Origin of the sequence: Streptomyces marispadix, from assembly GCF_022524345.1 — a bacterium.
GTDB lineage: Bacteria > Actinomycetota > Actinomycetes > Streptomycetales > Streptomycetaceae > Streptomyces > Streptomyces marispadix.
In genome coordinates this window covers 2,994,676-3,007,965 of record NZ_JAKWJU010000002.1, presented here as the reverse complement: position 1 = coordinate 3,007,965, position 13,290 = coordinate 2,994,676, and the positions used below count along the sequence as shown (strand labels likewise).

The 13,290-nt window shown below is 70.6% G+C and carries 9 protein-coding genes and 4 tRNA genes; 7 read left to right on the top strand and 6 right to left on the bottom strand.

The window, feature by feature from the left end; genetic code table 11:
* The first annotated feature begins 296 nt into the window (after positions 1 to 296).
* Entirely contained in the window at positions 297 to 1,826 is a 1,530-nt protein-coding gene (locus MMA15_RS12520) for an FG-GAP and VCBS repeat-containing protein (protein ID WP_241059418.1), read from the top strand.
* 185 nt (positions 1,827 to 2,011) lie between these two features.
* Here the strand turns inward: MMA15_RS12520 and MMA15_RS12515 are convergent, their stop codons facing one another.
* From MMA15_RS12515 to MMA15_RS12495, 5 genes are all read right to left on the bottom strand, one after another.
* Entirely contained in the window at positions 2,012 to 3,613 is a 1,602-nt protein-coding gene (locus MMA15_RS12515) for an ABC transporter substrate-binding protein (protein WP_241059416.1), read from the bottom strand.
* Positions 3,614 to 4,293: 680 nt separating this feature from the next.
* Positions 4,294 to 4,367: transfer RNA gene (locus MMA15_RS12510), tRNA-Phe, on the bottom strand.
* 64 nt (positions 4,368 to 4,431) lie between these two features.
* Positions 4,432 to 4,506: transfer RNA gene (locus MMA15_RS12505), tRNA-Asp, on the bottom strand.
* 39 nt (positions 4,507 to 4,545) lie between these two features.
* A tRNA-Glu gene (locus tag MMA15_RS12500) sits at positions 4,546 to 4,618 on the bottom strand.
* 85 nt (positions 4,619 to 4,703) lie between these two features.
* Positions 4,704 to 6,524 carry a metallophosphoesterase family protein gene (locus MMA15_RS12495; protein WP_241059414.1) on the bottom strand — a complete coding sequence of 607 codons (1,821 nt, stop codon included), beginning with the start codon at positions 6,522 to 6,524 and terminating at the stop codon, positions 4,704 to 4,706.
* Positions 6,525 to 6,636: 112 nt separating this feature from the next.
* Between MMA15_RS12495 and MMA15_RS12490 the strand changes: the two genes are divergently transcribed.
* From MMA15_RS12490 to MMA15_RS12465, 6 genes are all read left to right on the top strand, one after another.
* Positions 6,637 to 6,999: a metallopeptidase family protein gene (locus MMA15_RS12490; RefSeq protein ID WP_241059412.1), complete on the top strand. Its 363-nt coding sequence runs from the start codon at positions 6,637 to 6,639 to the stop codon at positions 6,997 to 6,999.
* Between the two features lie 107 nt (positions 7,000 to 7,106).
* The gene (locus MMA15_RS12485; protein ID WP_241063165.1) at positions 7,107 to 7,595 is read left to right on the top strand and encodes a fluoride efflux transporter FluC; all 489 of its coding nucleotides are present in this window, start codon (positions 7,107 to 7,109) and stop codon (positions 7,593 to 7,595) included.
* The gene (gene crcB, locus MMA15_RS12480) at positions 7,592 to 7,966 is read left to right on the top strand and encodes a fluoride efflux transporter CrcB (protein ID WP_241059409.1); all 375 of its coding nucleotides are present in this window, start codon (positions 7,592 to 7,594) and stop codon (positions 7,964 to 7,966) included. The genes MMA15_RS12485 and crcB overlap by 4 nt, the downstream gene beginning before the upstream one ends.
* 235 nt (positions 7,967 to 8,201) lie before the next feature.
* Complete coding sequence (locus tag MMA15_RS12475; RefSeq protein ID WP_241059399.1) at positions 8,202 to 8,714, top strand: hypothetical protein; 513 nt, start codon at positions 8,202 to 8,204, stop codon at positions 8,712 to 8,714.
* A gap of 221 nt (positions 8,715 to 8,935) precedes the next feature.
* Positions 8,936 to 10,765, top strand: a complete 1,830-nt coding sequence (locus tag MMA15_RS12470; RefSeq protein WP_241059397.1) for a DEAD/DEAH box helicase — start codon at positions 8,936 to 8,938, stop codon at positions 10,763 to 10,765.
* A 136-nt stretch (positions 10,766 to 10,901) separates the two neighbouring features.
* Positions 10,902 to 10,974 (top strand) — tRNA-Lys (locus tag MMA15_RS12465).
* 296 nt (positions 10,975 to 11,270) lie between these two features.
* Here MMA15_RS12465 and MMA15_RS12460 read toward each other — a convergent pair.
* Positions 11,271 to 13,118: a glycosyltransferase family 2 protein gene (locus tag MMA15_RS12460; RefSeq protein WP_241059395.1), complete on the bottom strand. Its 1,848-nt coding sequence runs from the start codon at positions 13,116 to 13,118 to the stop codon at positions 11,271 to 11,273.
* Between the last annotated feature and the right edge of the window lie 172 nt (positions 13,119 to 13,290).

Genomic DNA, 13,290 nt, shown 5'->3' with positions numbered 1-13,290 from the left:
GGCATGTTCGTCTCCCGTGGGGGGTGAGGGATCCGTACACGCCTATCCAAGCAAGCAGGCTTGTTTCCCGGAACCGTCCCGGCACGCCAAAGTCCGCTCGCGCGGGGCGACTCAGGGCGGCCGGGAGCCGACTCGGGTCATAATCGGCCTGGTTGAGTCGTACGGGCGCTTCGGCGGATTCGTGCCCGGTTGCTCGGCTCAAGCGGAAAAGGTTCTTGCGCAACTTTTCATGCGCCCCGTGCGTCTCACTTGCGTATCCGCGCCGCTGGGCGCACCTGGGGGGATTTGGAGGGGAAATGCGCGTACGCAAGCCATGGGCCGTCGCGGTCGGCCTGGCGGTCGTCCTCGTCGGCGGTTCGGCATCGGCCGCCGGTGCCGCGGGGACTGACTCGCCCGAGCAGGGCTCCGCGCCGAAGTCGCACTCCGCGGCGAAGTCGGCGTCCGCACCGAAGTCGGCCTCCGTACGGGAGGACTTCGACGGTGACGGCTATCAGGACGTGGCCACGGCCTCGCCCGGCGCCTCGGTCGCCGGTCAGGCAAGGGCGGGCTATGTCGTCGTCAGCTACGGCTCGGCCTCCGGCCTCGACCGGCACGCCGCCACTTACATCACGCAGAACACCCCGGGCGTCCCCGGCGTGGCCGAGGCCGACGACCGCTTCGGCGCCAAGCTCGTCGCCCGCGACCTCGACGGCGACGGCCTCACCGACCTCGCGGTGCGTTCCTCGGCCGAACAGGTCGCCGCCACCGGCAGCTACGGCACGGTGACCGTCCTCTGGGGCCGTACGAGCGGAGTCAGCGGCCAGGACGCCTCGACGATCGAGGCACCGTCCGGTTCCAGCGGCTGGGAGGTCGGCGTCAATCTCGCGGGGGGCGACTTCGACGGCGACGGCCACGCCGACCTCTTCATGCGCCACGGCGACGACTGGGAGACGCGCTCGGTCCTCCGCGGGCCCTTCACGCGGGACGCCGAACCTGCCGGTGAGCAGCGCATCGACATGTTCACCACGGACAACGACATGTACATCGTCGCCCCCGGCGACATGACGGGCGACGGCATCGACGACCTGGCCACCTTCTACGTCTACGAGAACCACTCCGAGGGCGGCAGATTCTGGCAGGGCACCCCCTCCGGTCTCTCGACCGACGCCAAGCAGCTCAGCTCCGCGGACGCCGCCGTCGTCGGCGACTTCGACAAGGACGGCAAGGGCGACCTCGCGACCCGTACGGTTCCGGGCGGCATCACGGAGGACCTGCCGTACGACCCGGGCACCGTGAAGATCTACTACGGCACCGCGAGCGGCCCCAGCGCCACCCGCACCACGACGATCACGCAGAACAGCGCGGGCGTGCCCGGCACCAGCGAGAAGGGCGACCAGTTCGGCGCCCGGCTCGACGCGGGCGACGTGGACGGCGACGGTTACGCGGACCTCGCGGCCGGGGTGCCCTTCGAGGCGATAGGCACCAAGAAGGCGGCCGGTGCTGTGGTGCTGCTCAAGGGCCGTTCCGGCGGACTCAGCGGCACGGGGGCCCGCGCGTTCCACCAGGACACCGACGGGATACCGGGCGTCGCGGAGTCCGGCGACCGCTTCGGCGGTGCGGTAAGGCTGCTCGACGTCACGAAGGACGCCAGGGCCGAACTCGCCGTCTCCGCACCGGAGGAGAACGGCACGGGCGCCGTCTGGTCGCTCCGTGGCGCGTCCGGCGGCCTCACGGCAACCGGCTCGATCGCGTTCAACCCGGGGGACCTGGGCATCCCGGCGGGAGGCTCCGGCTTCGGCACGACCTTCGCCAACGAGAACGGCTTCTCGCTCTACGCCCCGTACTGACGGCTACGGCCTGTACTGAGGCGACGGCCGACTGGGGCGGCGCCGAACGGCGGCTGCCGTAAGGGCACTCCCGGGGCGAGGGCCCCGGGAACCCTGGAGGAGCGCCCCGTCCCGGACATGGCAGCCGTCTGCCACACGGAACCCGTCCCGGACAAGGAATCCCCGCGTCCGGGACGGGGACCGCGTCAACTGCTCACGCCGCGGTCCAGCTCCCAAAGCTGTAGCAGCGACGAGGAGTTGAGCGCCCACTCGACGCCCGTGATGTCGTCGCGTGCCGCGATGTACTGCTTGCCCTGCCACAGCGGCAGCACCGGGACGTCTCCGGCGACGATGTCCTGCGCGCGGGCGAAACTCGTCGTCGCGTCCGCACGGCTGGGCTCGCGCCGGGTCTCCGGTATCAGCTCCTCACGTATCTCCTTGTTGCTGTAAGGGGTGTTGAGGACGTTGTTCTTCTCCAGGAAGGGCGCCAGGAAGCTCTCCGCGTCCGGGAAGTCGGGGAGCCAGCCGAAGCCGTAGACCTGGTACTTCCCCTTGAGCGAAGCGGTGCTGTAGGAGCTGAGGGGCTCGGTCTTGACGGTCGCGTCGAAGAGCTTGGAGTCGTTGAGCTGCGCCTTGAGCTTCGCGAACTCCTTGGGGCCCGAACTGCCCTTGCCGGCCTTGGGGTAGTGCAGGGTGATCTTCACCGGGGTCTTCACACGGGCCTCGCGCAGGGTGCGCTTCGCGGCCTTGACGTCGGGTTCGCCGTACTCGTTGAAGAAGGAGTTCTTGTGCCCCACCAGGCCGCCGGGCACGAGTGAGTAAAGCGGTTCGGCGGTACGCGAGTAGACGTCGCTGACCAGCTCCTGGCGGTCGACGACCTGGGCGAACGCCTGCCGCACCGCGCGCCTTCCGACCGTCTTGTCCTTCATGTCGAAGACGAGGTAACGGACGCTCTGTCCGGGCTGTTCGACGAGTTCGATGCCGTCTTCCCGGTCCGCCTCCAGCCGTTCGATGAACCGGGACGTGATGCCGCTGTTCATCACGTCGACCTCGCCGGAGTCGAGCGCCTTCTGGAGATCGTGCGAGGTCTTGAAGAAGCGCAGTTCGATGTCTTCGTTCTTCGGCTTGAGGCCGCCGCGGTAGTCCGGGTTCCTGCTGAGGACCAGCTCGTTCCCCTTGCTGTCGTAGTCGCCGAGCATGTACGGCCCCGAGCCCGTCACCTTGGCGCTCTTCACGACACGGTCGGCGGGATACGTCTGGCTGTCGACGATGGACGCCGCCGGGGTGGCGAGCTTGTACGGGAAGGTGGCGTCCGGCTTCTTCAAGTGGAAGACGACGCGGTCGCCGCGCTCGGCGTCGACCCGCTCGACGTCGCTGAGCAGCGAGGCCGGGCCTCCCTGGACGTTGAGGCGGAGCAGTCGCTCGGTGGAGAACTCCACGTCCTCGGCGTCGAGTTCGTTCCCGTTGGAGAAGGTCAGCCCGTGGCGCAGGGTGCAGCTGTACGTATCGTTCCGGTTGTCGGTGAAGCCGCACTTCTCGGCGGCGTCCGGCACCGGGTCGGTACCCGAGCGTGGAGGCCGCAGCAGCGTCTGGAACGTGTTGCGCATGATGTTCCAGGAGCTCTCGTCGTAGGACGCGGCGGGGTCGAAGGGCGCGGGGGTGTCCTTGGTGACCGCGATTTTCGCCGTGGTGCCCACGACGATGGCCTCCCCGTCGCCTGCTGCCCCGTCAACTCCCCCACTGCACGCGACGAGTGCGGAGGCGAGCAGACCCGCCAGAGCGGGTGGCGTAAGAGTCCGGCGGTTCATGGTCGGCGCCCTCCTTCATCCGGGCAGAGGTTGTCGCACAAGGGAATGGCGCGGAGAGACGTTGTTACTTCTGCAATGACAATCTGAGGCAGGGAGGCGCGTAATGGCCACCCCCGGGCCAGGTAAAGATCATCGGATCCGCAATACGGACGCGGGAACGTACCGCACGTCAACGAACCAATGTGGGCACATTGGTTCGCGGATCACCGCCCGCCTCGACTTCAAGCACATGGGCGAGGAGGTTGTCGATGCCTGGCCACGTGACAAACCTCACTGCCCAACTCCCCTGCTGTGAGGGTGAGTTGACCTCTCGACGAGCGCGCGGGGCCCATGGCCGCTACGCTCCCTCGGACAGGTTTCGTTTGCGATTTCCGCATCGTTGCAGCGTTTTCCGGACTTTGCAGACCCGGAGCGGGTCGCGGGCCGGCTCCGGAGCGGATCTCGAAAAGTGTCCGAAACGCGTCGACGTACAAATCAGAGATTCACCGGGATTCAGTGTTATTCACCGGGATCGCCGAGAAAGTGCGGGAGGCGGATCGACGAGCGGAGCCTTCGGAATGAATGATTCCGCTGCGCTCACGGTGCCATACGGCGCCGACGTGCACAGTGCAATCAGGCTCCGTGCATGAAGAAGCCCCCGCCGAGATCTCGACGGGGGCTTTCACACTGCTCGAAGACTGTGGCTGGGGCCGGGGTCGAACCGGCGACCTTCCGCTTTTCAGGCGGACGCTCGTACCAACTGAGCTACCCAGCCGGAGATCCGGGGGCGAGGCCCCCGATCAGGGTGCCCCTCAGGAGGTGAAGCAACCCGAGGGAAGCGGTCCTGACGGGATTTGAACCCGCGGCCTCCACCTTGACAGGGTGGCGAGCACTCCAAACTGCTCCACAGGACCAAGCATCGTGCGAGCACAAGTCTCGCACAGCGTGGTGCGTGCCCCCAACGGGATTCGAACCCGTGCTACCGCCTTGAAAGGGCGGCGTCCTGGGCCACTAGACGATGAGGGCTGATGGCCCACCTGGGCGCTTCGCTAACGTCAGCGCGTCGGGGACGTGAGAAGCATATGGGATACCGGAGCGTTCGCCAAAACGGTTACGGGGCGTTCGCCGGGCGGGGGTCCGCAGCGGGCGCCGCCACGGGGGAGCCCCCGAAGACCGGGCCCGTGCCCGGCACCGGCGACCGCGCCGAGTCCGTAACCGAAGCTCCCGCACCGAACCGGCCGAACCGGCCCGTGTCCGCAGGCCCCGCACCGGCCGTTCTGGACCCCGACGGCGACGGAGAGCCCGATTCCGGCAGCGAGCCCGACGGGGACCCCGATGCCGGCGGGGAGGGGGACCGGGAGGGGGACGAGCCCCGTTCGTCTCCCGCGAGGTGGCGGGTGACCTCCGCCGTCGTCAGTCCCAGCCCGCCCAGCGTGATCTCGTCCCACGCCTGGAGCCGCCCCTTGTCCCGGTCCAGGTAGAGGACGGACGCGGCGACCTTCTGCGGCTCCTCCTTCTCCACCGCCCGCAGCCCGCCGCCGCCCGTCGACCCCTGGACCATCAGCCGGGTCTTCCGCGGCAGCGTCTCGACGCTGCGCTGATGTGTGTGCCCGGCGAGGGCGAGCGGTGCGAGGCCGTCGGTCTCCTTGACCAGTACCGGGTTGTGGGCCACGGCGATGTCGACCGGCGTGTGCGCCGCCTTCTGGGCGCGCAGGGCGAGGGCCAGCCGCCGCCCGTCCTTGCGTTCGCGCGGGTCCCCCTCGGGCTTCACGGAGCGGTCCGGCGTGAACTGGGGGTCGCCCCACCCGGCGAGCCGCAGCCCCGCGACGTTCAGCGGCACACCGTCGTCGAGTACGTGTACGTCGCTGCCCTTCTTCTCGCTCATCTTCTCGAACGCCTTCTGCGTCTCGTCGGAGTCGTGGTTGCCGCGCACCCATACGTACGGGGCGCCCAGGTCGGTCACGGGGTCGAGGAAGCCGTTCTCGGCGGCGGTGCCGTGGTCCATCGTGTCGCCGGTGTCGATGATCGCGTCGATGTCGTACTGCTCGACGAGCGACTTGACGATCTGCCAGGCGGCGGGGTTGAGGTGGATGTCCGAGACGTGGAGCACACGGATCGTGGAGGGGTCCGGCTGGTACGCGGGCAGGGTGGACGTCGCCTCGTAGAGCTTGGTGACGTTGGTGACGAGACGGGCCAACTCCCGCTGGTAGATGTCGAAGTCGGTGACGATGCTGCGTGCGTTGCCCACGACGGAGGGCGCGCCGGCCAGCAGCCCGGAGAACTTCGGTTCGAGTACGGACTTCGGGTTCCACGTCGCGTACGCCGTCGCACCCGAGGCCGCCAGCAGCGCCAGCGCGAGACCGCTCGCCGTCAGCGCGCGGCGCGGGCGGCGGTAGACGGCCAGGCCGAGCGCGCCGGCGCCCACGACCACGGCGACGGCGGAGCGCAGCGCGAGATCGCCGGTGCCGGCCTGGACGTCGGAGGTGATCTCGTCCTCGAGCCCTTCGAGCCGTTCCGGATGGTCGACGAGAGCGGAGGCGCGCTGCTGGTCGAGCTGGTCGACGTCCACGTCGAGGCGCAGGGGCGCGGCGTGGCTTCGCAGTTCGAGGGCGCCGAGCGGCGAGACGTTTACCCGGGTGCCGCCGATGAGGGAGGGACGCAGCGCCATCTTGGTGTCCACCGGGCCCACGGGGGCGTCGATTCCGCCCACGACCAGCAGGCCCAGCCAGGCGCCTACGAGCGTGGTGGCGGCGAGGGCGAGCGCGCGTACATAGGGGCGGGGCGCGGGCGTGAGCGCTCCCTCCGGCTCCCAGGCCCGGGAGGTGCCGGTCCCCCCGGCCGTACGGAAGCGGCGGAGCAGATTGTGCGCGGTCTTGCGTACCCGATGCGGTAGTGCGAGCGGTTTACGTGGCTTCCTGGCGTCGCGGGCCATGGGGCCCCCTATGCCCGTACGGGCGGGTACGTATGCGGGACCGCACGGAGTGAGCGGGTCACGCTGGGGACCGGCTGTGCGCGGGCCGCGGCCGTTGGCCGACAATGGCCGGGTGCTGGAGATGACGCGCGAGGACTTCGAGGAGCTGGTGGCCGAGGCGCTCGACCGTATTCCGCCGGAGCTGACGCGGCTGATGGACAACGTCGCGGTCTTCGTCGAGGACGAGCCGCCCGCCGACGACCCGGAGCTGCTCGGCCTCTACGAGGGGACGCCGCTGACGGAGCGGGGCGAGTGGTACGCGGGCGTGCTCCCGGACCGCATCACGATCTACCGGGGTCCGACGCTGCGCATGGTGGACGGGGAGGACGGCGGCCGTGAGGGCGTCGTCACGGAGGTCGAGGTGACCGTGGTGCACGAGATCGCCCACCACTTCGGCATCGACGACGACCGGCTGCACGAGCTGGGGTACGCGTGAGGGCGGGCTTGAGCTGGGGCCGCGGCGAGGGCGGCCGGTGGCCGGGCCGTACGGAGCGGTCGGGAGGCCCGGGGGCGCCCGGCCACGGCGTTCCGCCCGGCCACGGCGTGCCTTCGACCGGCGAGGAGGCAGTCGACCCCGACGTCGATCTCCATGTACCGGGGCAGCGGGCGGAGACCGCCGGGCGGCACGGCTTGGTGGTGGTCGGCGCCGTCGCCGCCGGGGGCGCGCTGGGGGCCGTCGCACGTCATGCGCTGGAGCTGTGGCTTCCCGGCCGTGGGGCGGCGGGCTTCCCCTGGGGGATCTTCGCCGTCAACGTCTCGGGCTGCGCCCTGATCGGGGTGCTGATGGTGCTCATCGGCGAGGGCGGCCGGGACGCGCGTGCGCCCGCGCTGCTGCGTCCGTTCCTCGGCGTCGGCGTACTGGGCGGCTTCACGACCTTCTCCACATACGCGGCCGACGCGGCCCGGCTGCTGAGGGCGGGCGACGGCGCGGCCCTCACGGGCGCCGCGTATGTCCTGGCCACGCTGCTGGGCGCGCTCGCGGCGGTGTGGGCGGGAGCGGCGGCCACGCGTGCGGTGGTGGTCCGCCTGTGACGTGGGTGCTGATCGCGGTGGGCGGCATGATCGGTGCGCCGCTGCGCTATCTGACGGACCGTGCGGTGCAGTCCCGTCATGAATCGCTGTTCCCCTGGGGGACGTTCACGGTCAACGCCGTGGGCTGCCTGATGCTGGGCGTGCTGACGGGCGCGGCGGATTCCGGAGCGGCAGGCCCGATGGTGATGTCGCTTCTGGGTACGGGGCTGTGCGGGGCGCTGACGACTTATTCGACGTTCTCCTACGAGACGCTCCGGCTGGCCGAACGCGGGTGCGGGGTACTGGCGTTGGCGAACGTCGCCGCGTCGTTGGTGATCGGGCTGGGCGCGGCCTTCGCCGGACTCGCCCTCGCGCGGGGCGTGTTGGGCTGACGGGGCGCGTGACCTGCGCCGTGGGGCGGCAGTTGAGCAGGGGGCCTTGCCCGATCGGCAGGATTCCGCGCCCTGGAGGTCCTACGTGTGTCCGTCCCGTTCCCCCGGCTCGCCGGGCTCACCGGCCACTGAGGAACCACCCGGCCCCGCGGACCGTTCCGGCCCGACTCGGCCCGTACGTAAGGGAGTCGGGGCACCCGCCGCCCGTACGGTCGCACGCGCGGCGGCCCGCGCGATGGCGGGCGCACTGGTGCTCGCGGTGCTCCCCGGATGCATGAAGGTACGGGGCCACGACGCGGGCGACGACGGCCGCGCCCGTGGCGGAGGCGCGTCCTACACGGGAACGGGCGCCGAGGTGCCGGAAGGCGGTCTCGGCAGCAGCGTCCGGCGGCACGGCGAACACGGGCACCGGCACGGCGGACACGGCCGAGGGCAGGCCGGGACGCGCGAGAAGCACGGCCGCACGGCGGACCGCACCCGAGGGCAGGGCCCCGACTCCCGTACGGGGCACGGCAGTTCGGGACGCGGCGGCTCCGATCAGGGCTCCGGCCGTGACGGTTCGGGGGTTCGCACTCCCGCGCTTCCCGACGGCAAGGGCACTCTTCCCGGCACGCGTCCTCACCGCCCGCCGCGGCCCCGTCCACCGGTACCCTCCGTATCCGTACCGCCCGTGCCGAGTGTGCCGAAGCCCACTCCCAGCGCGTCCGGCACCTCGACGGCGATGCCCGTGCCGCCCACCAGGCGATAGCCCCGCGCAGGGGGCCCCGATACGTCTCGTGATCTCATTTGCGCGGCGCAGCACAGGGTGCGTATGCTGGTTGATCGTTTGATCCCATTTGCCCGGCGCCCTTGCAGAGCGCGCCGCGTGGCGCGTTTCTCTCAGCCGTGGCTGACCGCATAGAGGCGGTCTTTTGCGAATTCACGGAGTCTGGGCGCGTGCTGCTGAACTCCGGAAGGTTCGCACTTCGCATGTCTGTTGCCTCAATCGACGCTGTCCTGCCTGAAGACGAGGACACCGTCACGTTCGCCGATCTCGGGCTTCCCGAGCCCGTGGTGCGCAAGCTCGCGCAGAACGGCGTCACCATCCCCTTCCCCATCCAGGCCGCGACCATCCCGGACGCGCTGAAGGGCAAGGACATCCTCGGGCGCGGCCGTACGGGCTCCGGCAAGACGCTCTCGTTCGGGCTTCCGCTGCTCACGGGCCTCGCGGGCGCGCGCACCGAGCGCAAGCGTCCCCGTGGCGTCATCCTCACGCCCACGCGTGAGCTGGCCATGCAGGTCTCCGACGCGCTCCAGCCGTACGGCGACGTACTCGGCCTGAAGCTGAAGGTCGTCTGCGGTGGTACGTCCATGCAGAACCAGATCACCGCGCTGGAGCGCGGCGTCGACATCCTCGTGGCCACCCCCGGGCGTCTGCGCGACCTGATCGGGCGCGGCTCCTGCTCCCTGGAGGACGTGGAGACCGCGGTGCTCGACGAGGCCGACCAGATGTCCGACCTGGGCTTCATGCCCGAGGTCACCGAGCTGATGGACCAACTGCCCGAGGGCGGCCAGCGGATGCTCTTCTCCGCGACGATGGAGAAGGAGATCGACACCCTCGTACGCCGCTACCTCGTCACGCCGGTCGTGCACGAGGTCGACGCCGCACAGGGCGCGGTCACGACGATGAGCCACCACGTGCTGGTGGTGAAGCCGCGCGATAAGGCCCCTGTCACCAGCGCGATCGCCTCCCGCAAGGGCCGCACGATCATCTTCGTACGTACGCAGCTCGGAGCCGACCGCGTCGCCGAGCAGTTGCGTGAGGGCGGCGTCGGCGCGGAGGCGCTGCACGGGGGCATGACGCAGGGCGCACGCACCCGCACGATGGCGGACTTCAAGGACGGCAAGGTCAATGTGCTGGTCGCCACGGACGTCGCGGCACGCGGCATCCACGTCGACAACATCGACCTCGTGCTGAACGTCGACCCCGCCGGCGACCACAAGGACTATCTGCACCGCTCCGGGCGCACCGCGCGGGCCGGTATGTCCGGCACGGTCGTCTCGCTGGCGCTGCCGCACCAGCGGCGGCAGATCTTCCGGCTGATGGAGGACGCGGGCGTCGACGCCTCGCGGCACATCATCGGGAGGGGCGACGTCTTCGACGAGGAAGTGACCCGGATCACCGGTGCGCGTTCGCTGACCGAGGTGCAGGCCGAGGCGACCGCCAACGCCGCCAAGCAGGCCGAGCGCGAGGCCGCCAAGCTCAGCAGGCAGCTTGAGCGCGCACAGCGCCGCGCGGCCGAACTCCGCGAGGAGGCCGAGCGGTTGACGGCACGTGCGGCGCGGGAGCGCGGCGACGACCCGGAGGCCGCCGTCGCCGAGGCGTCCGCTGCCCTGACCGCCGAGGTCGAGGCGGAGGTCCAGCGCGAACTGCGCCGGGAACAGCGCCGCGAGGAGCGTGAGCAGCGCGACCGTGAGGCGCGCGAGCAGCGTGAGCCGCGCGATCAGCGCCGCGAGGGCAAGCGCGACGACCGCGGCGGCGACCGCGACCGGCGTGACGGCGGCCGTACCGCATACGGCCGGGACCGCGACCGCCCGCGTGGCGACCGCCGCGAGGGCCGTCCGTCGTACAACCGCGAGCGCCGCGACAGCGACCGTGGCGGCTTCCGCCGGGACGACCGCCGCCCCTCGTCCTCATACGGCCGGGACGCCCGCACGCACGACGACCGCCGCCCATACGGACGCCGCGACGATCACCGTGGCGGCGGCCGGTCGTTCGACCGCCGTACGGACAAGCCGCGTTGGAAGCGCAACGGCTGACGCCGGGTCCGCACGGGGACCCGCGCCCGCGTCCGGGGCCGTGATCCGCACGCTGCTGACAATCCGCTGACACCTCCCCAGCACGAAGGCCAATGCCTTCGAAGCCCGGCGACCCGCCGGGCTATGCTGCGGGGGCGGGCCGTTAGCTCAATTGGCAGAGCAGTGGACTTTTAATCCATTGGTTGAGGGTTCGAGTCCCTCACGGCCTACCTCCGAAGCCCAGGTCAGCTTTTCGCCGGCCTGGGTTTTTCGGCGTCTGGCGGCCGGCACGGCGCCTGTCGTGCGGCGGCTCAGCGGTCCGATGTGGCCGGCGGCGAGCGCGTTGATGTATTTCGGCGGACAGGCTCGAATTGTCGTCGGACGAGGACCGTCGGCGAGGCGAAGTGCGGTCGGAGTGCGGTCGATGTGCGGTCGAAGTGCCGGAACTCAGGCGGGAGTTCGCGACGTCGGTCAGGGAGCGCGGAGTCGGCACATGAAACCCCGTCGCGGGCCGTGCCGGGCGCCGTCAGCGGGCCGACGGCTGGAGGGCGGGGCGCTTTCGGCGCTTCGGGTCCGGGTGCCGGGACGTGCTGCCGGCGGTCGCCTGGTGGTCCGCGGTCCTGCCGGACCGCGCTATCTCGGGGTCCGGTACGTCGATGGAGTAGCCGCGCAGGGTGCGGGCCGTGCGCCAGCCACCGCAGCCCAGTTGGAGCTGGAGGTCCCAGGTGCCCGGGGCGAGGGGGCGGCCGTTGTCGGCCGAGGCGGGGTCGATGGTGAACTCCGTCTCGAAGCGCAGGGCGCACTCGTCCATGTCGGGGCGGGCGCCCGGCACTCGGGACGCCGATCGTGAGGTACGGGCCGTACGTGCGGCGCGGGCGGCGCGGCCCCATCCCGCGGGCCACCACGGCAGGCCCAGCCGCAAGCGGAAGAGCCCGGGAACGCTCCCTGCCGCCCCTGCCGCCCCGGTCGTCTTTGCCGCGTCGGCCTCCCCGGTGGGCGCTTTCGGCGCGGTGGTCGCATTCGTACCGGCGCCGAGCGGCTCCTCTGTCACGCGGTGGTCGAGGGGCACGCTCAGCACCGTCCCTCCTTCGCGGTGGCGCAGCAGGACGCGGACGTTGCTGCGCCGGATCGCGCCGGTGAAGTCGGCCGCCTCGACGGCCTGTGGCACGGCGGCGACGGCCGGTGCGTAGGGAGCGAGCCGCAGCCGATAGCGGTCCCGGACGCGTGAGAAGACCAGCGGTGCGGAGCCGGTGCCCTTTCCCCTCTTGCGTACGAGCCGGGTGACGCAGTCGACGGTGAGCCGCCCGTCGTCCCACTTGGCGGTGCGGACATGCGGCCGGTGATCCACTCCGGCCTCGAACTTCGCGTACTCGTCGAGCGGCGCGCGGTCGTGGTGGCGGGCGAGGGCCGCGACGATCCGCAGCCGCGTGGGCAGCGCCGCGTCGGCCTCCGGGGGCAGTTCGGCGGCGAGCGCTCCGACCGCCTCGAACCACTGGGTCCTCCGCTCCTCGGACTGTGCGAGGTAGCGCTCTCCGCTGAGGCGCGCGAGGGCCTTCTTGCCGTACCAGTTGGCGCCCAGACGGTGGCGGCGGCTGGGGGAGCCGACGCGGGTGTCCGGTGCGTCGAGGATCGCCAGTACCTTGCGGACGCTGTCGATATAGGGCCCGGGATCGATCGTCCCGTAGCTGATGTTGTTGTGCGCGTCGCCGCTGTGCCGCACCCAGTGGTAGCAGGTGTAGTCGTGCACGGTCGCGACGCGGTCGGTGAGCAGATAGGCCCGCAGCGTGAACATGTGGTCCTCCAGCCGCACCGGTCCCTCGGCGAAGCGCAGCCCGTGGTCCTGGAGGAAGGAGCGGCGGAAGAGCTTGTGTACGGTCATCGACGTCAGCAGCGCGTTGTCGGTGCGCAGGTCGGCCGCCGTGAGCGGCTTCTCGAAGAGGGCCCTCGGGGCACGGCGTCCATGTCCGGCCATGCGTCCTATGACGATGTCGGCGCCGGTCTCCCGGGCGCGTGCGTACGTACGTTCAAGGGCCTCGGGGGCGAGCCAGTCGTCGTCGTCGACGAAGTGGACGAACTCGCCACGGGCGGCGTCCATGCCGACGTTGCGGGGCCTGCCCGGCCATCCGGAGTTGGCGATGCGAATGATCCGGACCGTCGACTCGGCGCCGCGGCGGGCGAGTTCGTCCTCCAGGATCGCGACCGTGTCGTCGCTGGAGCCGTCGTCGACGTAGACGACCTCGAAGTCGGAGCGGGGCATGGTCTGCGTGAGGAAGGAACGCAGTCCGGTGAGAACTGTCTTGCCTGTGTTGTGAGTCGGGACGACGACGCTCACCTTGACCGGCGGCTGGCTGACTGTGGGCGACGTGGTACGCACTGCAACCTTTCGAGAGGATTACGTCTTGTTTGTCTGTCTACCCGCGTGCTGTAAAGCCAAGGTGAACGGGACATATCCGTCTTTTGGAACCCCGTTCCGTGGTCGGTCGGTCGCCCTCGGTAGCCGCGGATCGGTAACGGGCAGCCGCGGCCGAGGAGTTGAGCGGGCGGGG